The organism is Mycobacterium sp. 5-140-3-2, from assembly GCF_035666375.1.
Classification (GTDB): Bacteria; Actinomycetota; Actinomycetes; order Mycobacteriales; family Mycobacteriaceae; genus Mycobacterium; species Mycobacterium intracellulare.
The window spans coordinates 1,371,785-1,394,703 of record NZ_CP142025.1; the positions used below are offsets into that span (position 1 = coordinate 1,371,785).

At 64.1% G+C, this 22,919-nt stretch carries 19 protein-coding genes and 3 rRNA genes; 18 read left to right on the plus strand and 4 right to left on the minus strand.

Features of this window, described 5'->3' with window-relative positions; translation table 11 throughout:
* Positions 1–2: 2 nt before the first annotated feature.
* The 13 genes from prmC to P6281_RS06780 all read left to right on the plus strand — a co-directional run bounded on the left by prmC (position 3) and on the right by P6281_RS06780 (position 11,459).
* On the plus strand, positions 3–890 hold the full coding sequence (prmC, locus tag P6281_RS06720; RefSeq protein WP_202378016.1) for a peptide chain release factor N(5)-glutamine methyltransferase: 888 nt from the start codon (positions 3–5) through the stop codon (positions 888–890).
* Positions 874–1,533, plus strand: coding sequence for an L-threonylcarbamoyladenylate synthase (locus P6281_RS06725; protein ID WP_201408036.1), 660 nt, complete (start codon positions 874–876; stop codon positions 1,531–1,533). The genes prmC and P6281_RS06725 overlap by 17 nt, the downstream gene beginning before the upstream one ends.
* 61 nt (positions 1,534–1,594) lie before the next feature.
* Positions 1,595–2,773 (plus strand): UDP-N-acetylglucosamine--decaprenyl-phosphate N-acetylglucosaminephosphotransferase, encoded by a 1,179-nt coding sequence (gene rfe / locus P6281_RS06730; protein ID WP_201408060.1) that lies wholly within the window; start codon positions 1,595–1,597, stop codon positions 2,771–2,773.
* A 215-nt stretch (positions 2,774–2,988) separates the two neighbouring features.
* Positions 2,989–3,483 carry an ATP synthase subunit I gene (locus P6281_RS06735; protein WP_014382086.1) on the plus strand — a complete coding sequence of 165 codons (495 nt, stop codon included), beginning with the start codon at positions 2,989–2,991 and terminating at the stop codon, positions 3,481–3,483.
* Complete coding sequence (gene atpB / locus P6281_RS06740; protein ID WP_008254800.1) at positions 3,476–4,234, plus strand: F0F1 ATP synthase subunit A; 759 nt, start codon at positions 3,476–3,478, stop codon at positions 4,232–4,234. Before P6281_RS06735 ends, atpB begins: the two co-directional genes overlap by 8 nt.
* Positions 4,235–4,318: 84 nt before the next feature.
* Positions 4,319–4,567, plus strand: a complete 249-nt coding sequence (locus tag P6281_RS06745) for a F0F1 ATP synthase subunit C (RefSeq protein WP_024636915.1) — start codon at positions 4,319–4,321, stop codon at positions 4,565–4,567.
* A gap of 9 nt (positions 4,568–4,576) precedes the next feature.
* Positions 4,577–5,110 carry a F0F1 ATP synthase subunit B gene (locus tag P6281_RS06750; protein ID WP_008254811.1) on the plus strand — a complete coding sequence of 178 codons (534 nt, stop codon included), beginning with the start codon at positions 4,577–4,579 and terminating at the stop codon, positions 5,108–5,110.
* A 6-nt stretch (positions 5,111–5,116) separates the two neighbouring features.
* Positions 5,117–6,457 carry a F0F1 ATP synthase subunit B/delta gene (locus tag P6281_RS06755; protein ID WP_008254814.1) on the plus strand — a complete coding sequence of 447 codons (1,341 nt, stop codon included), beginning with the start codon at positions 5,117–5,119 and terminating at the stop codon, positions 6,455–6,457.
* A 70-nt stretch (positions 6,458–6,527) separates the two neighbouring features.
* Positions 6,528–8,183, plus strand: coding sequence for a F0F1 ATP synthase subunit alpha (gene atpA / locus P6281_RS06760; protein WP_008254816.1), 1,656 nt, complete (start codon positions 6,528–6,530; stop codon positions 8,181–8,183).
* 6 nt (positions 8,184–8,189) lie between these two features.
* Positions 8,190–9,104: a F0F1 ATP synthase subunit gamma gene (locus P6281_RS06765; protein WP_008254818.1), complete on the plus strand. Its 915-nt coding sequence runs from the start codon at positions 8,190–8,192 to the stop codon at positions 9,102–9,104.
* Positions 9,105–9,132: 28 nt separating this feature from the next.
* Complete coding sequence (atpD, locus tag P6281_RS06770) at positions 9,133–10,593, plus strand: F0F1 ATP synthase subunit beta (RefSeq protein WP_014384076.1); 1,461 nt, start codon at positions 9,133–9,135, stop codon at positions 10,591–10,593.
* Between the two features lie 50 nt (positions 10,594–10,643).
* The gene (locus P6281_RS06775) at positions 10,644–11,009 is read left to right on the plus strand and encodes a F0F1 ATP synthase subunit epsilon (protein WP_008254826.1); all 366 of its coding nucleotides are present in this window, start codon (positions 10,644–10,646) and stop codon (positions 11,007–11,009) included.
* Positions 11,010–11,015: 6 nt separating this feature from the next.
* Positions 11,016–11,459 carry a DUF2550 domain-containing protein gene (locus P6281_RS06780; RefSeq protein ID WP_009955321.1) on the plus strand — a complete coding sequence of 148 codons (444 nt, stop codon included), beginning with the start codon at positions 11,016–11,018 and terminating at the stop codon, positions 11,457–11,459.
* A gap of 30 nt (positions 11,460–11,489) precedes the next feature.
* Here the strand turns inward: P6281_RS06780 and P6281_RS06785 are convergent, their stop codons facing one another.
* Entirely contained in the window at positions 11,490–12,074 is a 585-nt protein-coding gene (locus P6281_RS06785; protein WP_036454908.1) for a cob(I)yrinic acid a,c-diamide adenosyltransferase, read from the minus strand.
* Between the two features lie 114 nt (positions 12,075–12,188).
* On the opposite strand from P6281_RS06785, the gene murA reads away from it, so the two are divergent.
* The 4 genes from murA to rrf all read left to right on the plus strand — a co-directional run bounded on the left by murA (position 12,189) and on the right by rrf (position 18,927).
* Positions 12,189–13,442, plus strand: a complete 1,254-nt coding sequence (murA, locus tag P6281_RS06790) for a UDP-N-acetylglucosamine 1-carboxyvinyltransferase (RefSeq protein WP_008254832.1) — start codon at positions 12,189–12,191, stop codon at positions 13,440–13,442.
* 361 nt (positions 13,443–13,803) lie between these two features.
* Positions 13,804–15,334, plus strand: a 16S ribosomal RNA gene (locus tag P6281_RS06795).
* A 282-nt stretch (positions 15,335–15,616) separates the two neighbouring features.
* Positions 15,617–18,725: ribosomal RNA gene (locus P6281_RS06800) — 23S ribosomal RNA — on the plus strand.
* Between the two features lie 89 nt (positions 18,726–18,814).
* Positions 18,815–18,927: ribosomal RNA gene (gene rrf / locus P6281_RS06805) — 5S ribosomal RNA — on the plus strand.
* Together the 16S, 23S and 5S rRNA genes form the textbook arrangement of a ribosomal RNA operon.
* Before the next feature lie 233 nt (positions 18,928–19,160).
* On the opposite strand, the gene P6281_RS06810 is transcribed toward rrf, so the two are convergent.
* Positions 19,161–20,336 (minus strand): PPE family protein, encoded by a 1,176-nt coding sequence (locus P6281_RS06810; protein ID WP_014384078.1) that lies wholly within the window; start codon positions 20,334–20,336, stop codon positions 19,161–19,163.
* Positions 20,337–20,348: 12 nt separating this feature from the next.
* Positions 20,349–20,648: a PE family protein gene (locus tag P6281_RS06815; RefSeq protein ID WP_008254840.1), complete on the minus strand. Its 300-nt coding sequence runs from the start codon at positions 20,646–20,648 to the stop codon at positions 20,349–20,351.
* A 366-nt stretch (positions 20,649–21,014) separates the two neighbouring features.
* Between P6281_RS06815 and P6281_RS06820 the strand changes: the two genes are divergently transcribed.
* Positions 21,015–22,169: a PPE family protein gene (locus P6281_RS06820; protein ID WP_043954605.1), complete on the plus strand. Its 1,155-nt coding sequence runs from the start codon at positions 21,015–21,017 to the stop codon at positions 22,167–22,169.
* 30 nt (positions 22,170–22,199) lie between these two features.
* On the opposite strand, the gene P6281_RS06825 is transcribed toward P6281_RS06820, so the two are convergent.
* Complete coding sequence (locus tag P6281_RS06825) at positions 22,200–22,913, minus strand: hypothetical protein (RefSeq protein ID WP_008254846.1); 714 nt, start codon at positions 22,911–22,913, stop codon at positions 22,200–22,202.
* Positions 22,914–22,919: the final 6 nt, after the last annotated feature.

The following is a 22,919-nucleotide window of genomic DNA, read 5'->3' on the forward strand; positions in this document are numbered from 1 at the left end:
CGATGAGGAGCGGGACAAGCCAGCTCAGCCTGCGGCGCGCGATCGACGATGCGACGGCCACCCTCGCCGAAGCGGGAATCGATTCCGCGCGTTGGGATGCCGAGCAGCTGGCCGCGCACCTGGCTGGCATCGACCGCGGTCGCCTGGCGTTGCTCGATTCGCCCGGCGAGGACTTTCTCGGACGGTACCGCGACGCGGTGGCCGTTCGTTCGCGACGCGTGCCGCTGCAGCATCTGCTGGGGACGGCGGCATTCGGTCCCGTGCAGCTGCGCGTCGGTCCCGGCGTGTTCATACCCCGCCCCGAAACCGAGGCCCTGCTGGAATGGGCCCGCGCGCAACGACTTGCGCCACGGCCGGTCATCGTCGACCTGTGCACCGGGTCCGGCGCTTTGGCGGTGGCGCTGGCCCACCACCGGGCCGAACTGGGGCAGGAAGCACGAATCGTCGCTCTCGACAACTCCGACGCCGCCCTCGAGTACGCGCGCGGTAACGCTGAGGGCACGGCAGTCGAGATCGTGCGGGCCGACGTCACCGAACCCGGCCTGCTTCCGCAACTGGACGGAAGGGTCGACCTGATCGTGGCCAACCCGCCCTATGTTCCCGACGGCGCCGTGCTGGACCCTGAAGTCGCCCAACATGATCCGCGCCAGGCAGTGTTCGGCGGGCCGGACGGTCTGGCGGTGATTGCTCCGATAGTGCGCCTCGCCGGCCGTTGGCTGCGTCCCGGGGGGCTGATCGGCATTGAGCATGACGACACCACCTCGCGCGAGACCGTGGAATTGTTTGTTCGCACCGGGCTTTTCGAGGACGTCCGGGCGCGTCAGGACCTGACCGGCCGGCCGCGGTTCGTGACGGCGAGGAGGAGTGGCGCCAATGACCGACGTCTTTGACTGCGCCGATCCCGAGCAGCGCGCGCTCGGAATCGCCGCGGCGGCAGGAGCTCTCAAGGGCGGGCGGCTCGTGGTCATGCCGACCGACACGGTGTACGGCATCGGTGCCGACGCGTTCAACAGCGCCGCGGTCTCGGCGCTGCTCTCGGCGAAGGGGCGCGGGCGCGACATGCCGGTGGGCGTGCTGGTCGGCTCCTGGCACACCATCGAGGGGCTCGTCTACACCATGCCGGACGGCGCCCGCGACCTGATCCGCGCGTTCTGGCCGGGCGCGCTCAGCCTGGTGGTCACACAGGCGCCGTCGTTGCAGTGGGACCTCGGCGATGCCCGCGGCACCGTGATGCTGCGGATGCCGCTGCACCCGGTCGCCATCGAACTCCTGCGTGAAGTGGGACCGCTGGCGGTCTCGAGCGCCAACATCTCCGGCCATACGGCCGCCGTGGACGCCGGTGAGGCGCGAGATCAACTCGGCGATCTCGTCGACGTCTACCTGGAAGCGGGTCCGTCCGAGCAGGGCGCCGCCTCCACGATCGTGGACCTGACCGGACCCACGCCACGCATCCTGCGGCCGGGCCCGGTCAGCGCGGAGCGCATCGCCGAAGTCCTCGGTGTCGATCCTGAGGGCCTGACCGCCGAGGCCTGACTGGAGCGGTTGTCGCGAGCTCCCAGGTTTGTGCACTACGGTCTCGTTGGTGTCCAGCGACATGACCAACCTCGCCGGTGGTTTGCTCGCCCTTTCTGACCGCGGCGCCGGTGTTCCGCTACGCGAGCTGGCGCTGGTGGGACTCACCGCGGCGATCATCACCTATTTCGCCACCGGACCGGTCCGCGTGCTGGCGACCCGGCTGGGCGCCGTCGCCTATCCGCGGGAGCGCGACGTACATGTCACACCCACCCCGCGCATGGGCGGGCTGGCGATGTTTCTCGGCGTCGTCACCGCGGTGTTCCTGGCCTCCCAGCTTCCCGCGCTCACCCGCGGGTTCGTCTACTCCACGGGCATGCCAGCGGTCCTGGTGGCCGGCGCGGTCATCATGGGGATCGGGCTGATCGACGACCGGTGGGGCCTGGACGCCCTGACCAAGTTCGCCGGCCAGATCACCGCGGCCAGCGTGCTGGTCACCATGGGTGTGGCCTGGAGCGTCCTGTACATCCCCATGGGCGGGGTCGGCACCATCGTGCTCGACCAGGCGTCGTCGATCCTGCTGACGCTGGCGCTCACCGTATCGGTGGTCAACGCGATGAACTTCGTCGACGGGCTCGACGGTCTGGCCGCCGGGCTGGGCCTGATCACCGCGTTGGCGATCTGCATGTTCTCGGTCGGGCTGCTCCGCGACCACGGCGGCGACGTCCTCTTCTATCCGCCGGCGGTGATCTCGGTGGTGCTCGCGGGGGCGTGTCTGGGCTTTCTGCCGCACAACTTTCATCGCGCCAAGATCTTCATGGGCGACTCCGGCTCGATGCTGATCGGCTTGATGCTGGCCGCCGCCTCCACGACGGCGGCCGGCCCCGTTTCGCAAAACGCCTACGGCGCCCGCGACGTGTTCGCCCTGCTGTCACCGTTCCTGCTGGTCGCGGCCGTCATCTTCGTGCCGATGCTCGATTTGCTGCTGGCGATCGTGCGCCGCACCCGCGCGGGCCGCAGCGCGTTCAGCCCCGACAAGATGCATCTGCATCACCGGTTGCTGCAGATCGGCCATTCCCACCGCCGCGTGGTGTTGCTGATTTATCTGTGGGTCGGCATCGTCGCGTTCGGCGCGGCGAGCACGATCTTTTTCCGCCCCCGCGACACCGCCGCGGTGATGCTGGGCGCCATCTTGGTCGCCGGCGTCGCGACGGCGATCCCGCTCTTGCGCCGGGGCGACGACTACTACGACGAGGGGTAGTAGTAGGGGCGTGTTGTGTGGTACGGTCCAGGTAGAACCCCAAAAAGCCGCACAGGCGACCGGCCCCTCGGAGGCTCATCCGATCGGGCTGGTTCAAGACCGGCCTCGGGAGATACCCCTTGGGTGATTCAACTGTGACGTGCGATACGCTCGGCGGACCACCGATCAGTCGGTCGAGGGGTTCCCGTTCACCAACCTGGGATTGAGGTGCTGCAGTGACGACACCAGCGCAGGACGCGCCGTTGGTGTTTCCCTCTGTTGCTTTCCGTCCGGTTCGGCTCTTCGCGATCAGCATTGCCATCACGGCGGTGGCGGTGCTCGCAGCCGGGCTGTCCGGTCACCTGATGGTTGGCGTCTTCTTCGGGATCGGGCTGCTGCTGGGTTTGCTCAATGCGGTACTGGTGCGTCGCTCCGTTGAGTCGATCACCGCGAAGGATCACCCGCTGAAAAGGTCGATGGCCGTCAACTCGGCGTCTCGGCTGGCCATCATCACCGTCATCGGGCTGATCATCGCCTACGTCTTCCGGCCCGCCGGCCTGGGCGTGGTGTTCGGATTGGCGCTTTTCCAGATCCTCTTGGTGGCATCGACGGCGCTGCCGGTGTGGAAGAAGCTGCGCGCCGGCGACTGGGCGGAATCCGCGGACGGTGCCGGGGGCGGCGTCAACGCAGGATCGGAAGGTACGGAAGGAAGGAACACCACCGATGCCTGAGACGACGTTTCTGGCCGAAGGTGCGATCGAGGTCGGCGAACACAACCACGCCACCTGGCTCGGCATGACCGTCAACACCGACACCATCATGTCGACGGGGATCGCCGCGCTGATCGTGCTCGCGCTGGCCTTCTTCCTGCGGGCGAAGATCACCTCGACCGGTGTCCCCAGCGGTGTTCAGTTGTTCTGGGAAGCCATCACGGTCCAGATGCGCGACCAGATCGAGAGCGCGGTCGGCATGCGGATCGCGCCGTTCGTGTTGCCGCTGGCCGTCACCATCTTTGTGTTCATCCTGATCTCCAACTGGCTGTCGGTGCTCCCGCTGCAGTACACCGACGCCTCCGGGCACACCACCGAGCTGCTGAAGTCGGCGGCGGCGGACATCAATTACGTTCTGGCGCTGGCCCTTTTCGTCTTTGTCTGCTACCACGTGGCCGGCATCTGGCGCCGCGGCGTCGTCGGACACCCCCTCGCCGTGCTCAAGGGCCACGTGGCGTTCCTGGCGCCGATCAACGTCGTCGAGGAGCTGGCCAAGCCAATCTCGTTGTCGCTGCGACTTTTCGGCAACATCTTCGCCGGCGGCATCCTGGTCGCGCTGATCGCGCTGTTCCCGCCGTACATCATGTGGGCGCCCAACGCGATCTGGAAGGCCTTCGACCTGTTCGTCGGGGCGATCCAGGCCTTCATCTTCTCGATTCTGACCATCTTGTACTTCAGTCAAGCCATGGAGATCGAGGATCACCATGACTAAAGCCACCATGAATTGTTTTGTCCCACGCACCATTACAGAGGCCTGGTAGACCCCTACCAGATATCAAGGAGGATAAGAATGGCTCTGGACCCCCAAGTCGCTGCCGCTGCACTCATCGGCGGTGGACTCATCATGGGCGGCGGCGCGATCGGTGCCGGTATCGGTGACGGTATCGCCGGTAACGCGCTGGTTTCCGGGATCGCCCGGCAGCCCGAGGCGCAAGGTCGGCTGTTCACGCCGTTCTTCATCACCGTCGGTCTGGTTGAGGCGGCCTACTTCATCAACCTGGCCTTCATGGCGCTGTTCGTCTTCGCAACACCCGTCGGCACCTAGTTCGCTGTGATGGGTGACGCGAGCCTGAGCGTTCTGGCGTCCGGCCAGGTGGTGGCAGAGGGAGGCAACAACTTCCTCGTTCCCAACGGCACCTTCTTCTTCGTGCTGGCCATCTTCCTGATCGTGCTGGCCGTCATCGGCACGTTCGTCGTGCCGCCGGTCATGAAGGTGTTGCGCGAACGCGACGCCATGGTTGCCAAGACGGCCGCCGACACCAAGAAGGCGGCCGAGCAGTTCGAGGCCGCCCAGGCCGATTACGAAGAAGCCATGACCGAAGCCCGAGTGCAGGCGTCGTCGTTACGCGACAACGCGCGCGCCGAGGGCCGTAAGGTCGTGGAAGAGGCGCGGGCCCGGGCCGAGCAAGAGGTGTCCTCGACGTTGCAGCTGGCCGCCCAGCAACTGAAGCGGGAAAGGGACGCCGTGGAACTGGATCTGCGTGCCAACGTGGCGTCCATGGCGGCGACGTTGGCCAGTCGCATCCTCGGCGTCGACGTCGCCCCCGCTGCAGCGACCACATCCGCAACCAAGACATCCGGACGGTAATTACGTATGTCGACTTTCATCGGCCAGTTGGTGGGCTTTGCGGCCATCGTGTTCCTGGTGGTGCGTTATGTCGTGCCGCCGGTGCGTCGGTTGATGGCCGCGCGGCAGGCCACGGTGCGCCAGCAATTGAAGGACGCGGCCGCGGCGAGCGATCGGTTGACCGAGTCGACCACCGCCCACAGCAAGGCCGTGGAGGACGCCAAGGCAGAGTCGAAACGCGTTGTCGAAGAGGCGGAGTCGGACTCCAAGCGCATCACCGAGCAGTTGTCGGCCCAGGCCGGTGTCGAGGCGGAACGCATCAAGTCGCAGGGCGGCCGCCAGGTCGACCTGCTGCGTACCCAGCTGAGTCGTCAGCTGCGCCTGGAACTCGGTCACGAAGCGGTGCGCCAGGCCGGCGAGCTGGTGCGTAACTTCGTCGCCGACTCCGCACAGCAATCGGCCACCGTGGATCGATTCCTCGACGACCTCGACGCGATGGCGCCCGCCTCGGCGGATGTCCAGTATCCGCTGATGACCAAGATGCGCTCGTCGAGCCGTGTCGCGCTGACCAACCTCTCGGAGTGGTTCAGCACCATCACCAAAGACCTTGACAACAAGGGACTTTCCACCCTGTCCGGCGAACTCGTCTCCGTGGCGCAGATGCTGGACCGCGAAATCGTTGTCACCCGGTACCTCACCGTGCCCGCCGAGGACGCGGAACCCAGGACCCGGTTGATCGAGCGGTTGCTCGCCGGCCAGGTCGGCGACGCTACCCTCGACGTTCTGCGCTCGGCCGTATCGGAGCGCTGGTCGGCCAGTTCCGACCTCATCGACGCCCTCGAGCATGTCTCGCGGCAGGCGCTGCTCGAAGTCGCCGAACGTGAGGACAAGGTCGACGAGATCGAGGAACAACTGTTCCGGTTCTCGCGCATCCTGGACGCGCAACCACGACTGGCGATCTTGTTGGGCGACTACGCCGTTCCGGTGGAAGGCCGAGTTGCGTTGCTGCGCAAGGTGCTCGACAGCGCGAGCACCAAGGTTCATCCGATCGCGGCCGCGCTGCTGACCCAGACGGTCGAGTTGCTCAGGGGCCAGCCGGCCGAGGAGGCCATCCAGTTCCTCGCAGAGGTCGCGGTGGCGCGCCGCGGCGAAGTCGTCGCGCAGGTCAGCGCCGCGGCCGACCTGAGCGACGCCCAGCGCACCCGCCTGACCGAGGTGCTCAGCCGCATCTATGGTCACCCGGTGGCGGTGCAGCTGCAGATCGACAGCGAACTGCTGGGCGGGCTGCTCATCTCGGTGGCCGATGAAGTGATCGACGGAACGCTCGCGTCCCGTCTGACCGCGGCCGAGGCGCAGTTGCCCGACTGACCACCCCAGACCAACCACAAATCCATCCCGACGCACGCGTTACGAAGATCAAGTAGGAAGACGAAAAGCCATGGCCGAGTTGACAATCTCCGCTGGTGACATTCAGAGCGCCATCGAGGAGTACGTAGGCTCTTTCACCTCCGACACCGCCCGCGAAGAGGTCGGTACCGTCGTCGACGCCGGTGACGGCATCGCCCACGTCGAAGGCCTGCCGTCCGTGATGACCCAGGAACTTCTCGAGTTCCCCGGCGGCGTGCTCGGCGTCGCGCTCAACCTCGACGAGCACAACGTCGGCGCGGTGATCCTGGGTGACTTCGAGAAGATCGAAGAGGGCCAGCAGGTCAAGCGCACCGGCGAGGTCCTCTCGGTCCCCGTCGGCGACGCGTTCCTGGGCCGCGTGGTCAACCCGCTGGGCCAGCCGATCGACGGTCAGGGCGACATCGAAACCGACGTCCGGCGCGCCCTGGAGATCCAGGCGCCCTCGGTGGTTCAGCGGCAAAGCGTGAAAGAGCCCCTGCAGACCGGGATCAAGGCCATCGACGCGATGACGCCGATCGGCCGCGGCCAGCGCCAGCTGATCATCGGCGACCGCAAGACCGGCAAGACCGCCGTCTGCGTCGACACCATCCTCAACCAACGGCAGAACTGGGAGTCCGGCGACGAGCGCAAGCAGGTGCGCTGCGTCTACGTGGCCATCGGCCAGAAGGGCACCACGATCGCCTCGGTCCGGCGCGCGCTCGAAGAGGGTGGTGCGATGGACTACACCACCATCGTCGCGGCGCCGGCGTCCGACTCGGCCGGGTTCAAATGGCTTGCGCCCTACACCGGTTCGGCGATCGCCCAGCACTGGATGTACGACGGCAAGCACGTGCTGATCGTCTTCGACGACCTGAGCAAGCAGGCCGAGGCATACCGCGCGATCTCGCTGCTGCTGCGCCGCCCGCCCGGCCGCGAGGCCTACCCGGGTGACGTGTTCTACCTGCACTCAAGGCTTTTGGAGCGTTGCGCCAAGCTTTCCGACGAACTCGGTGGCGGCTCGCTGACCGGTCTGCCGATCATCGAGACCAAGGCCAACGACATTTCGGCCTACATCCCCACCAACGTCATCTCGATCACCGACGGGCAGTGCTTCCTCGAGTCCGACCTGTTCAACCAGGGTGTGCGGCCGGCCATCAACGTCGGTGTCTCGGTGTCCCGCGTGGGCGGCGCCGCCCAGATCAAGGCGATGAAGGAAGTGGCGGGCTCGCTGCGTTTGGACCTCTCGCAATTCCGCGAATTGGAATCGTTCGCGGCCTTCGCCTCCGACCTCGACGCGACGTCGAAGGCCCAGCTGGACCGTGGCGCGCGGCTGGTGGAGCTGCTCAAGCAGCCCCAGTACCAGCCCATGCCCGTCGAGGAGCAGGTGATCTCGATCTTCCTCGGCACCGGTGGCCACCTGGACTCGGTGCCCGTTGAGGACGTCCGGCGCTTCGAAACCGAATTGCTGGACCACATCCGGGCCTCCGAAGAGAAACTCCTGTCGGGGATCCGCGACACCCAGAAGCTCTCCGACGAGGCGGCCGAAGAACTCGAGAAGGTCATCAACAACTTCAAGAAGGGCTTCGCCGCCACCGGTGGTGGATCGGTGGTGCCCGACGAGCACGTCGAGGCGCTCGATGAGGGCGAGCTCGAAAAGGAATCGGTGAAGGTCACCAAGCCCGCACCCAAGAAGAAGGCAAAGAAGTAGCAACCTATGGCTGCCACACTTCGTGAATTGCGCGGACGCATCCGCTCGGCCGGGTCGATCAAAAAGATCACCAAGGCCCAGGAGCTGATCGCGACGTCGCGGATCGGTCGCGCTCAGGCGCGGCTGGACGCCGCCAGACCGTACGCCTTCCAGATCACCGCGATGCTCACCACGCTGGCCGCCGAGGCCGCCCTCGACCACCCGTTGCTCGTCGAGCGGCCCGAACCGAAGCGGGCGGGCGTGCTGGTGGTGACGTCGGACCGAGGTCTGTGCGGTGCCTACAACGCGAGCATCTTCCGCCGCGCCGAGGAGCTCTTCTCCTTGCTGCGGGAACAAGGCAAGACGCCGGTGCTGTACGCCGTCGGCCGTAAAGCGCTGAATTACTACAAGTTCCGCAACTGGGACATCAGCGGCTCCTGGACCGGCTTCTCCGAGCAGCCGCAGTACGAGAACGCCGCCGAGATCGGCGAGACGCTGGTCAACGCGTTCATGCTGGGCACCGGCGACGAGGACGAAGGCCAGTCCGACGTCGAGGGCGTCGACGAGTTGCACATCGTCTACAGCGAGTTCAAGTCGATGTTGTCGCAGGCGGCGGTCGCACACCGGATCGCCCCCATGGTGGTCGAATATGTCGAGGAACCGCCCGAAGTGCGAACGTTGTATTCGTTCGAGCCGGATGCGACAACGCTTTTCGAGTCGCTGTTGCCGCGGTACCTGACCACCCGTGTTTACGAGGCGCTGCTCGAATCGGCGGCATCGGAGCTGGCCTCGCGCCAACGCGCGATGAAGTCGGCCACCGACAACGCAGACGACCTCATCAAGGCCCTGACGCTGATGGCGAACCGCGAGCGGCAGGCCCAGATCACCCAGGAGATTAGCGAAATCGTCGGTGGCGCAAACGCGCTCGCCGACGCCCGCTAGGTAGCACCACTAGGAAGCGAAAGAAATTATGCCTGCTACGACAGCAACCGACGAGAAGTCCACGAAGTCGGCCAAGAGCGACACCAGCGGCCGGGTGGTAAGGGTCACCGGGCCCGTCGTCGACGTCGAGTTCCCCCGCGGTTCCGTGCCGGAACTGTTCAACGCGCTCAACGCGGAGATCACGTTCGAGGAACTGGCGAAGACCCTCACGCTCGAGGTCGCCCAGCACCTCGGGGACAACCTGGTGCGCACCATCTCGCTGCAGCCCACCGACGGCCTGGTGCGTGGGGTCGAGGTGACCGACACGGGTCGTTCCATCTCGGTGCCCGTCGGCCAGGAGGTCAAGGGCCACGTCTTCAACGTCCTGGGGCACTGCCTCGACAAGCCGGGCTACGGAGAAGAGCTCGAGCACTGGTCGATTCACCGCAAGCCACCGCCGTTCGAAGAGCTCGAGCCTCGCACCGAGATGCTCGAAACCGGCCTCAAGGTCGTCGACCTGCTCACCCCGTACGTGCGTGGTGGCAAGATCGCGCTGTTCGGTGGTGCGGGTGTCGGCAAGACGGTGCTCATCCAGGAGATGATCAACCGCATCGCCCGTAACTTCGGTGGTACGTCGGTGTTCGCCGGGGTGGGGGAGCGCACCCGCGAGGGCAACGACCTCTGGGTCGAACTGCAAGAGGCCGACGTGCTCAAGGACACCGCGCTGGTGTTCGGTCAGATGGACGAGCCGCCCGGTACCCGTATGCGAGTGGCGCTTTCCGCGCTGACCATGGCCGAGTGGTTCCGTGACGAGGCCGGCCAGGACGTGTTGTTGTTCATCGACAACATCTTCCGGTTCACCCAGGCCGGTTCGGAGGTGTCGACGCTGCTCGGTCGTATGCCCTCGGCGGTCGGCTACCAGCCCACGCTGGCCGACGAGATGGGGGAGCTGCAGGAGCGCATCACCTCGACGCGGGGCAAGTCGATTACGTCCATGCAGGCGGTCTACGTGCCCGCCGACGACTACACCGACCCGGCGCCGGCGACGACCTTCGCGCATCTGGATGCCACCACCGAGCTGTCGCGTTCGGTGTTCTCCAAGGGCATCTTCCCCGCAGTGGACCCGCTGGCCTCGAGCTCGACCATCCTCGACCCGAGCGTCGTCGGTGACGAGCACTACCGCGTGGCCCAGGAAGTCATCCGAATCCTGCAGCGGTACAAGGACCTTCAGGACATCATCGCGATCCTCGGTATCGACGAGCTGTCCGAAGAGGACAAGCAGCTGGTGCAGCGGGCGCGGCGCATCGAGCGGTTCCTGTCGCAGAACATGATGGCGGCCGAGCAGTTCACCGGTCAGCCGGGTTCGACGGTTCCGCTGAAGGAGACCATCGAGGCGTTCGACCGCGTGACCAAGGGCGAGTTCGACCACGTGCCCGAGCAGGCCTTCTTCTTGATCGGCGGTCTGGACGACCTGGCCAAGAAGGCAGAGAGCCTTGGCGCCAAGCTCTAACTTGCACCCGGGCCGAAACGGGCTCGCACGCTATCGAAGGGGTCTGTGGCATGGCCGAATTGAACGTTGAGATCGTCGCCGTCGACCGAAAGATCTGGTCGGGTGCGGCAACGTTTCTGTTCACCCGCACCACCGTCGGTGAGATCGGCATCATGCCGCGGCACATCCCGTTGGTAGCGCAATTGGTCGACGACGCAATGGTGCGCGTCGAACGAGAGGGCGACGACGATCTCCGGGTCGCGGTGGATGGCGGATTCTTGTCGGTCACCGAGGAGACGGTGACCATCCTGGCCGAATCCGCCGAGTTCGAGTCGGAGATCGACGAGAGCGCCGCGAGAGAGGCTTCTGAGTCGGACGATCCGCGTATCGCCGCCAGGGGGCGCGCCAGATTGCGCGCCGTCGGCGCGATCGACTAAGCGCCGATGAGCGCGCCCATGACCGCCATGGTCGTGCTCGTCGTCGTGCTGGCGGCCGCCGTCGTTGCGTTGAGTTATCGGCTGTGGAAGCTGCGCCAGGGCGGCACGGCGGGGATCATGCGCGACGTTCCCGCGGTGGGCGGTCACGGCTGGCGGCATGGTGTAATCCGTTACCGCGGCGGCGAAGCCGCGTTCTACCGGCTCTCCAGCCTGCGACTGTGGCCGGACCGGCGGCTGAGCCGGCGAGGCGTTGAGATCGTGGCCCGGCGCGCGCCGCGTGGCGACGAATTCGACATCATGACCGACGAGATCGTCGTCATCGAACTGCGCGACACGACCCAGGACCGCAGGTCTGGCTACGAGATCGCCTTCGACAAGGGTGCGCTGACCGCGTTCCTGTCGTGGCTGGAGTCGCGCCCGTCGCCGCGTTCCCGCCGGCGCAGCATCTAGCCCGCATCACCGAACGTCCTGCGGTGCCGGCTAACTTGTGGGGGCTTGCCCGCCGCCCGGCTTCCACAGCACATCGCCGTCCGGGTTGGCCACGCGCGACAGGATGAAGAGCAGATCCGACAGGCGGTTCAGGTATTTCGCGGGCAGGACGTTGACCTGCTGCGGGGCGGCGTCGACCGCCGCCCACGCCGAGCGCTCGGCTCGGCGCACCACGGTGCGCGCCACGTGCAAGTACGCCGACAGCGGCGAACCGCCCGGCAGCACAAAGGAATTCAGCTTCGGCAACGACTCGTTATATGTGTCACACCACTTTTCGAGCCGGTCGATGTAGGGCTGGGTGACCCGCAAGGGCGGGTACTCGGGGTTTTCCACCACAGGGGTGGACAGGTCCGCGCCGGCGTCGAAGAGGTCATTTTGGATCTGGCGTAACACGGCCTTGAGCTCGTCGTCGGGCTGACCGACGGCGACGGCGACGCCGATCGCCGAGTTGGCCTCATCGCAGTCGGCGTAGGCCACCAGGCGGGGGTCGGTTTTCGGGACCCGGGAGAAGTCACTCAATCCCGTGGTGCCGTCGTCGCCGGTCCGCGTGTAGATGCGGGTCAGGTGCACTGCCATGAGCAAAACGGTACTGCGGCGCGTGTAGGGGCCAAGACTTGGCTCGTTGGCATACGGGCTCGCTGGCAAGCCGGCCGACTGACAAGCCGATACCGCTTCACTAGACTGACCCGGGTGGCTGAGCGATTCGTGGTGACCGGCGGCAACCGGTTGTCCGGCGAAGTCGCGGTGGGGGGCGCAAAGAACAGCGTGCTCAAGCTGATGGCCGCGGCGTTGTTGGCCGAAGGCACCAGCACCATCACCAATTGCCCCGACATCCTCGACGTGCCGCTGATGGCCGAGGTGCTGCGCGGCCTCGGGGCAACCGTCGAACTCGACGGTGACGTCGCCCGGATCACCTCGCCCGACGAGCCGAAATACGATGCCGACTTCGCGGCGGTGCGCCAGTTCCGGGCTTCGGTGTGCGTACTTGGTCCACTGGTCGGTCGGTGTAAGCGGGCCCGCGTCGCCCTTCCCGGCGGAGACGCGATCGGCTCGCGGCCGCTGGACATGCACCAGGCCGGCCTGCGCCAGCTGGGCGCGCAATGCAACATCGAACACGGATGCGTCGTGGCGCAGGCTGATACGTTGCGCGGCGCGGAGATTCAGTTGGAGTTTCCGTCGGTGGGCGCCACCGAGAACATCCTGATGGCCGCGGTCGTGGCCGAAGGCGTGACCACGATCCACAACGCCGCGCGCGAACCCGACGTCGTCGACCTCTGCACGATGTTGAACCAGATGGGCGCGCAGGTCGAAGGCGCCGGTTCGCCGACGATGACCATCACCGGCGTCCCGCGGCTGCACCCGACCGAACACCGCGTCATCGGGGATCGCATCGTCGCCGCCACGTGGGGCATCGCCGCCGCGATGACCCGCGGAGACATCTCGGTCACCGGTGTCGACCCGGCGCACCTGCAGGTGGTGCTGCACAAGCTGCACGACGCCGGCGCCACCGTCACCCAAACGGAAAGCAGCTTCCGGGTGGCCCAGTACGAGCGCCCGAAGGCCGTCAATGTCGCGACCCTGCCGTTTCCCGGGTTTCCCACCGACCTGCAGCCCATGGCGATCGCGCTGGCGTCGATCGCCGATGGCACGTCGATGATCACCGAGAACGTATTCGAGGCGCGCTTTCGTTTCGTCGAGGAAATGATCCGGCTGGGCGCCGACGCCCGCACCGACGGGCACCATGCCGTCGTGCGTGGGCTGCCGCAATTGTCGAGCGCGCCGGTGTGGTGTTCGGACATCCGGGCCGGCGCCGGCCTGGTGTTGGCGGGGCTCGTCGCCGACGGCGACACCGAGGTTCACGACGTCTTCCACATCGATCGCGGCTACCCGTTGTTCGTGGAAAACCTGGCGATTTTGGGAGCGGAGATCGAGCGGGTAGAGTAACCAAAGTCAGTGCCCCACAAGCGCGATCACCGACGCGAAGGTGGACGAGAGCGGGGCCTTGACTCCCTCGCTGGATTGGTACTAGCCTGGCACGGCTGCTCCCGACTCGGTCTCTGGAAGACCAAAACTGGGAGTTGACTCCACTGCCGGACTTGTATTAAGCTGGCAGGGTTGCCCCAAAACGGGCGAAACAAGTGTTGTTTGAGAACTCAATAGTGTGTTTGGTCTTTTTATTTGTTGTTGTTTTTTTGGCCATACCTAGCACTCCCCGTGTGTGGGTATGGCAATTTTTGATGCCAGTTATTTGGTGTCTTGTCAGGTATCTCTGATTTGAAATTCACCTCGTTCATCGAGGAGTTTTTGTTTGGAGAGTTTGATCCTGGCTCAGGACGAACGCTGGCGGCGTGCTTAACACATGCAAGTCGAACGGAAAGGCCCCTTCGGGGGTACTCGAGTGGCGAACGGGTGAGTAACACGTGGGCAATCTGCCCTGCACTTCGGGATAAGCCTGGGAAACTGGGTCTAATACCGGATAGGACCTTTAGGCGCATGTCTTTAGGTGGAAAGCTTTTGCGGTGTGGGATGGGCCCGCGGCCTATCAGCTTGTTGGTGGGGTGATGGCCTACCAAGGCGACGACGGGTAGCCGGCCTGAGAGGGTGTCCGGCCACACTGGGACTGAGATACGGCCCAGACTCCTACGGGAGGCAGCAGTGGGGAATATTGCACAATGGGCGCAAGCCTGATGCAGCGACGCCGCGTGGGGGATGACGGCCTTCGGGTTGTAAACCTCTTTCACCATCGACGAAGGTCCGGGTTTTCTCGGATTGACGGTAGGTGGAGAAGAAGCACCGGCCAACTACGTGCCAGCAGCCGCGGTAATACGTAGGGTGCGAGCGTTGTCCGGAATTACTGGGCGTAAAGAGCTCGTAGGTGGTTTGTCGCGTTGTTCGTGAAATCTCACGGCTTAACTGTGAGCGTGCGGGCGATACGGGCAGACTAGAGTACTGCAGGGGAGACTGGAATTCCTGGTGTAGCGGTGGAATGCGCAGATATCAGGAGGAACACCGGTGGCGAAGGCGGGTCTCTGGGCAGTAACTGACGCTGAGGAGCGAAAGCGTGGGGAGCGAACAGGATTAGATACCCTGGTAGTCCACGCCGTAAACGGTGGGTACTAGGTGTGGGTTTCCTTCCTTGGGATCCGTGCCGTAGCTAACGCATTAAGTACCCCGCCTGGGGAGTACGGCCGCAAGGCTAAAACTCAAAGGAATTGACGGGGGCCCGCACAAGCGGCGGAGCATGTGGATTAATTCGATGCAACGCGAAGAACCTTACCTGGGTTTGACATGCACAGGACGCGTCTAGAGATAGGCGTTCCCTTGTGGCCTGTGTGCAGGTGGTGCATGGCTGTCGTCAGCTCGTGTCGTGAGATGTTGGGTTAAGTCCCGCAACGAGCGCAACCCTTGTCTCATGTTGCCAGCGGGTAATGCCGGGGACTCGTGAGAGACTGCCGGGGTCAACTCGGAGGAAGGTGGGGATGACGTCAAGTCATCATGCCCCTTATGTCCAGGGCTTCACACATGCTACAATGGCCGGTACAAAGGGCTGCGATGCCGCAAGGTTAAGCGAATCCTTTTAAAGCCGGTCTCAGTTCGGATTGGGGTCTGCAACTCGACCCCATGAAGTCGGAGTCGCTAGTAATCGCAGATCAGCAACGCTGCGGTGAATACGTTCCCGGGCCTTGTACACACCGCCCGTCACGTCATGAAAGTCGGTAACACCCGAAGCCAGTGGCCTAACCCTTGGGAGGGAGCTGTCGAAGGTGGGATCGGCGATTGGGACGAAGTCGTAACAAGGTAGCCGTACCGGAAGGTGCGGCTGGATCACCTCCTTTCTAAGGAGCACCACGAAAAGCACTCCAATTGGTGGGGTGCGAGCCGTGAGGGGTTCCCGTCTGTAGTGGACGGGGGCCGGGTGCACAACAGCAAATGATTGCCAGACACACTATTGGGCCCTGAGACAACACTCGGTCGATCCGTGTGGAGTCCCTCCATCTTGGTGGTGGGGTGTGGTGTTTGAGTATTGGATAGTGGTTGCGAGCATCTAGATGAGCGCATAGTCCTTAGGGCTGATGCGTTCGTCGAAATGTGTAATTTCTTCTTTAGTTTTTGTGTGTAAGTAAGTGTTTAAGGGCGCATGGTGGATGCCTTGGCATCGAGAGCCGATGAAGGACGTGGGAGGCTGCGATATGCCTCGGGGAGCTGTCAACCGAGCATTGATCCGAGGATTTCCGAATGGGGAAACCCAGCACGAGTGATGTCGTGTTACCCGCATCTGAATATATAGGGTGCGGGAGGGAACGCGGGGAAGTGAAACATCTCAGTACCCGTAGGAGAAGAAAACAATTGTGATTCCGTAAGTAGTGGCGAGCGAACGCGGAACAGGCTAAACCGCACGCATGTGATACCGGGTAGGGGTTGTGTGTGCGGGGTTGTGGGAGGATACATCTCAGCTCTACCTGGCTGAGGGGTAGTCAGAAAGTGTCGTGGTTAGCGGAAGTGGCCTGGGATGGTCTGCCGTAGACGGTGAGAGCCCGGTACGCGAAAACCCGTCACCTACCTTGTATCAATTCCCGAGTAGCAGCGGGCCCGTGGAATCTGCTGTGAATCTGCCGGGACCACCCGGTAAGCCTAAATACTTCTCGATGACCGATAGCGGATTAGTACCGTGAGGGAATGGTGAAAAGTACCCCGGGAGGGGAGTGAAATAGTACCTGAAACCGTGTGCCTACAATCCGTCAGAGCCTCCTTGTGGGGTGATGGCGTGCCTTTTGAAGAATGAGCCTGCGAGTCAGGGACACGTCGCGAGGTTAACCCGTGCGGGGTAGCCGCAGCGAAAGCGAGTCTGAATAGGGCGCATCCCCTTTGGGGTGTAGTGGCGTGTTCTGGACCCGAAGCGGAGTGATCTACCCATGGCCAGGGTGAAGCGCGGGTAAGACCGCGTGGAGGCCCGAACCCACTTAGGTTGAAGACTGAGGGGATGAGCTGTGGGTAGGGGTGAAAGGCCAATCAAACTCCGTGATAGCTGGTTCTCCCCGAAATGCATTTAGGTGCAGCGTTGCGTGGTTCACCACGGAGGTAGAGCTACTGGATGGCCGATGGGCCCTACTAGGTTACTGACGTCAGCCAAACTCCGAATGCCGTGGTGTAAAGCGTGGCAGTGAGACGGCGGGGGATAAGCTCCGTACGTCGAAAGGGAAACAGCCCAGATCGCCGGCTAAGGCCCCTAAGCGTGTGCTAAGTGGAAAAGGATGTGTAGTCGCAGAGACAACCAGGAGGTTGGCTTAGAAGCAGCCACCCTTGAAAGAGTGCGTAATAGCTCACTGGTCAAGTGATTATGCGCCGATAATGTAGCGGGGCTCAAGCACACCGCCGAAGCCGCGGCACATTCACGTTTACGTGGATGTGGGTAGGGGAGCGTCCCTCATTCAGCGAAGCCTCCGGGTGACCGGTGGTGGAGGGTGGGGGAGTGAGAATGCAGGCATGAGTAGCGATAAGGCAAGTGAGAACCTTGCCCGCCGTAAGACCAAGGGTTCCTGGGCCAGGCCAGTCCGCCCAGGGTGAGTCGGGACCTAAGGCGAGGCCGACAGGCGTAGTCGATGGACAACGGGTTGATATTCCCGTACCCGTGTATGGGCGTCCCTGATGAATCAGCGGTACTAACCACCCAAAACCGGATCGACCATTCCCCTTCGGGGGCATGGAGTTTCGGGGCTGCGTGGGACCTTCGCTGGTAGTAGTCAAGCGATGGGGTGACGCAGGAAGGTAGCCGTACCAGTCAGTGGTAATACTGGGGCAAGCCTGTAGGGAGAGCGATAGGCAAATCCGTCGCTCATTAATCCTGAGAGGTGATGCATAGCCGATTGAGGTGAATTCGGTGATCCTCTGCTGCCAAGAAAAGCCTCTAGCGAGCACATACACGGCCCGTACCCCAAACCAACACAGGTGGTCAGGTAGAGAATACCAAGGCGTACGAGATAACTATGGTTAAGGAACTCGGCAAAATGCCCCCGTAACTTCGGGAGAAGGGGGGCCGGAATACCGTGAACACCCTTGCGGTGGGAGCGGGATCCGGCCGCAGAAACCAGTGGGTAGCGACTGTTTACTAAAAACACAGGTCCGTGCGAAGTCGCAAGACGATGTATACGGACTGACGCCTGCCCGGTGCTGGAAGGTTAAGAGGACCCGTTAACCGTAAGGTGAAGCGGAGAATTTAAGCCCCAGTAAACGGCGGTGGTAACTATAACCATCCTAAGGTAGCGAAATTCCTTGTCGGGTAAGTTCCGACCTGCACGAATGGCGTAACGACTTCCCAACTGTCTCAACCATAGACTCGGCGAAATTGCACTACGAGTAAAGATGCTCGTTACGCGCGGCAGGACGAAGAGACCCCGGGACCTTCACTACAACTTGGTATTGGTGTTCGGTACGGTTTGTGTAGGATAGGTGGGAGACTGTGAAATACAGACGCCAGTTTGTATGGAGTCGTTGTTGAAATACCACTCTGATCGTATTGGACACCTAACGTCGAACCCTTATCGGGTTCACGGACAGTGCCTGGCGGGTAGTTTAACTGGGGCGGTTGCCTCCTAAAATGTAACGGAGGCGCCCAAAGGTTCCCTCAACCTGGACGGCAATCAGGTGACGAGTGTAAGTGCACAAGGGAGCTTGACTGCGAGACTTACAAGTCAAGCAGGGACGAAAGTCGGGACTAGTGATCCGGCACCCCCGAGTGGAAGGGGTGTCGCTCAACGGATAAAAGGTACCCCGGGGATAACAGGCTGATCTTCCCCAAGAGTCCATATCGACGGGATGGTTTGGCACCTCGATGTCGGCTCGTCGCATCCTGGGGCTGGAGCAGGTCCCAAGGGTTGGGCTGTTCGCCCATTAAAGCGGCACGCGAGCTGGGTTTAGAACGTCGTGAGACAGTTCGGTCTCTATCCGCCGCGCGCGTCAGAAACTTGAGGAAACCTGTCCCTAGTACGAGAGGACCGGGACGGACGAACCTCTGGTATACCAGTTGTTCCACCAGGAGCACGGCTGGATAGCCACGTTCGGACAGGATAACCGCTGAAAGCATCTAAGCGGGAAACCTTCTCCAAGATCAGGTTTCTCACCCTTTTAGAGGGATAAGGCCCCCCGCAGACCACGGGTTCGATAGGCCAGACCTGGAAGCTCAGCAATGAGTGCAGGGAACTGGCACTAACCGGCCGAAAACTTACCAACACACAATCGCAACCACAGTCCATTTCGGCGGCATTTTGCCGCTGGAAGCTTGAACACCGCACCCCCCACCAAACAAATTTAAATAGAGTTACGGCGGCCACAGCGACAGGGAAACGCCCGGTCCCATTCCGAACCCGGAAGCTAAGCCTGTCAGCGCCGATGATACTGCCCATACGGGTGGAAAAGTAGGACACCGCCGAACATACACAAAAACACCCCCGGCAACGGGGGTGTTTTTGCATTCGTAGCCAAAACCACTGGCGCACAGGGATTTACACCGGCATGCGGGATCGCAGCGTCCCGTGTCCGTAAGCCGGCGACGCGGTACGCGCGGTCGACGGGCCACGGCCGAGCCGGGTGCAGCGCCCTCCGCGATGCCAACGGCGGTGCGCTGAGCCGGATCTCGACCCGATTGCTCGGGACGTTGTTGCTCGGCTAGCCGGCAAACGGCGGGCGGGCCATCACCGTCGGGCGGATCCCGTAGCGCGGGCCGGCGCCGGTCGAACCCCCGCCGACACCCGCCAGCGGCATACCGCCCAACAGGTTTCCGGGTCCCGATGTCTCGGGAGTGGTGATGAAGCGGCTGACCGGAATCGACGAGGCTCCGGAGGCGACCGCCGGGCCCGCCGCGGAGGTCCAGGCGGGGGGCACGGAGAGGCCGCCGACCGGCGCCGCAGAAGCCAAAGTCGCCGATATGGCGCCGCCGCCACCGGCCAGCCCGCGCAGCGATGCGCCCACGGCGGGCAGGCTCGCGGCGGCCTTCGCTCCCTCACTGGCGGCCTTGGCTGCGGGAGCCAAACCCTTTGAGAGCGATAGGAAGTGGGTCGACATCCCGGTAACGCGATACATCATCGCGAGGGTGTTCTGGGCAGGGCTGGCGTATTCGGCCCACATGTCGAACACGGGGTTCTGTTCCAGCACGTCGGTGATCGGCGGCAGTTCCGTGTTCGCCGCCGCGGGCGACGAGAGTGCCTGCAGTGTGGGCGGTACCGAGGACAGCAACTGTGATTGTGCCGACTCCGCCCCGGCCGAGGTGCCGGCCGCCTGAGCGACCGAGGCCGCCTGCATGGCCTCGCCGGCCGGATTGGTGGTCTCCGCCGGCCGGGTGAACGGTGTCACCTGGGTGACCGGCGCGGCCTGACCCGCGTAGCCGTACATCGCCGTAGCGTCTTGCGCCCACATTTCGGCGTATTGCGTCTCGAGCTGAACGATCAGCGGCGTGTTTTGGCCCAGGACATTGGTCGACACCGCCTGGACGAGTTGGGCGCGGTTGGCTTCGATCAGCGGTGGGGGCACCGTGGCGGCAAACGCCGCTTCGTAGGCGCCCGCCGCGGCCCTGGCCGAAACGGCGGCCTGTTCGGCCTGCACGGCGGTGGTGCGCATCCACGCCACATAGGGTTTGGCGGCCTCGGCCATCTGGGCCGAGGCGGGGCCCATCCACTCTTCGCTCACCAGTTGCGTGATGATCCTGTCGTAGTCGTTGGCCGCGGAATCCAACTCCGCAGCCAGCAGATTCCAGGCCCACGCGGCGGCCATCATCGAGGCCGAGCCCGGGCCGGAATACATGCGCTCCGAATGGATCTCCGGGGGTAACGCTCCGAAATCCAGCACGTCGCACCCGCCTCAGCTGGACGCGGCGGCGTTGATGGCTTCGGTTGCCGCATATGAGCCGGCGCCGAAGTGCAGCATTCTCACGAAGCTGTCGTGAATCACCGTGGCCTGGGCGCAGACGGTCTGATACATCTGGGCGTGCGTGGCGAACTGCGCGGCAACCAGCACGGAGACCTCATCGGTTGCCGCGGGTACCACTCCCATCGTCGGCGCCGATGCCGCTGCATTCTGTGCGGCCAGCGCCGAGCCGATGGCAGCCAAGTTCTGGGCTGCGGCGGTTAACGCTTCGGGCTGGGTGGTCACGAACGACACGGTGATTCTCTCCTCGCTGGTTCCGATTCAACGGTGCTGAACGGCCGCTGAAAGCCGCTCCACCGCGAGGTTAAGGGCTGCGCGCCCAATAGTGTATTGCTAAAGACAAGTGTTCATTTTCAGCTAGATTCAGTTCATATCTGTGAACTCATATGTACATATATGTTCTTACGATCACATATGTGTACAAACGTCCACTCATAAGAGATGACCGCCGTGCCCGAGGATCGGCATCGCGTTCGTGATTCGACGGCCGACGCCGGCGGCTGCGCTGGACGGTACCCGCGCACAAGTATCTGACCACAGTTTCGGGGGGCGTCGGCGCGCGTGCGACAGCCGTCGCCGACAAGACGAGGGGACCACTTAGTGGATTACGGGGCGCTTCCGCCGGAGGTCAACTCCGGGCGGATGTACGTCGGTGCGGGTTCGGGGCCTATGCTGGCGGCCGCCGCAGCCTGGGACGGGTTGGCCATCGAGCTGTACACCACCGCAGCCTCCTACGGTTCGTTGATCGCCGAACTCACCGGCGCGTGGCTGGGTCCGGCGTCGGCGACGATGGCCGCCGCCTCGGCCCCCTACGTGGCGTGGCTCACCGCGACCGCCGCACAGGCCGAACAGACGGCGGTCCAGGCGAAGGCCGCCGCGGGGGCCTACGAGGCGGCGTTCGCGATGACGGTTCCGCCACCGGTGATCGCGGCCAACCGCGCCCAGTTGATGATGCTGATCGCAACGAATTTCTTCGGCCAGAACCTGCCCGCGATCGCGGCCACCGAGACCCACTACGCCGAGATGTGGGCCCAGGACGCGGCCGCGATGTATGGCTACGCCGCGGCGTCGGCCGGCGCCTCGGCGTTGCCCCCGTTCGACCAGCCGCCCTCCACCACCAACCCGGCGGGGGAGGGCGGTCAAGCGGCCGCGGTCGCCCATGCCGCCGACACGGCGGCCGAAACAAGCACGCAACCCGGTGCCTCCACCTCCGGATTAGCAAACCCAACGTTGGTCTCCAGCGCAGTGGTGGAAGGCTCGTCAGGGGCATCCGAATCGTCGGCATCGGAGTCCTGGAAAAAGTTGACCTCGTTGTATACCAACCACCTTGGTATGGCCTACAACCACGCGGGCGACTGGGAGCACATGATGAAGATCTGGGAAGGCGTGATGCCGGCCGCCGGTGACGGCAAAGCCGCGACGGCCGCGGCCACCTTGCGCGGTGTGGGAGGAACGCTCGGCGGTGGCCCGGTGTCCTCGGGTGCGTCCTCGCCCGTGACGGCGGGTCTGGGCAGGGCGGCCACGGTGGGTCACTTGTCGGTGCCGCAGAGTTGGGCCGCCGCGGCTCCGGCGACAAGCGCGGACACAGCCGCGCCGGCGGTCAGCACCGTCGGCGCCGGCGCCGAAGCCAAGGGAAGCGGGTTGCTCCGCGGCATCCCGCTGTCGGGCACGGGCCGGGGGGCCGGGGGCAAGATCGTCGGGCAGCGTTACGGGTTCCGCCCGATGGTGGTAGCCCGGCACGTGGTGGGCGGATAAACGCTCAGGTCGCCGAAGGCGCCGGATGGCCTACTTGCCGGACGTGAACCAGGCCACCTTGGCCTGCCACGATCGCGCGGATCCGTAGGCGAAGCCGATGGCGCTCAGGCAGGCGCACAACCAGACGGGCAAGGCGATGTCCGTGCCCGCCCAGGCGGTGCCGATTTGAATCACGCTCGCCGCCACCCCGAATCCCGCCGAGATCAGGTAGAGGTCGACGGTCGTCGTTGAGCGGGGATCCGTCCGCAGGATCAGCAGCACTCGCCCGGCGTAGGAGAGCAGGTAGATCATCAGGGCGCCCAGGACCAGCCAGTAAGCCAGCAGCCAGAAGTCGGCGGGGGCCGCGAAGAAGTCGAGGTGATGGCCCTCGTCGGCGATGACGAACAGAACCACCAGCAGCGGAACCGCGATGCGTAGCGGGCGCGTGACGTGCTTGCGCAACAGCTCGCTCTCGTGGGCTTCGTCGACCAGGCGGATGAGCCCATGGCGGATGATCGCCGTCACCGCGAAGATCCAGCAGATGTGTCCGAGCAGGTGTTGCACGTTCCACAGCCCGAAGACGCGGTGCAGCGGGGGTCCGAGCGCGGCCGCGGCCCAGTGCGACATCAGCAGCACCGCGCAGCCATGCAGTGCGATGTTGCGGGTGGCGCCGGCCTCCCATCGGGAGCGCCACGTGTAACGCCGGATCCACAGGCTGCACAGAAGGGCGGCCAAGGTGACGACGATGAGTGCGGTTTTGATCATCCAAAC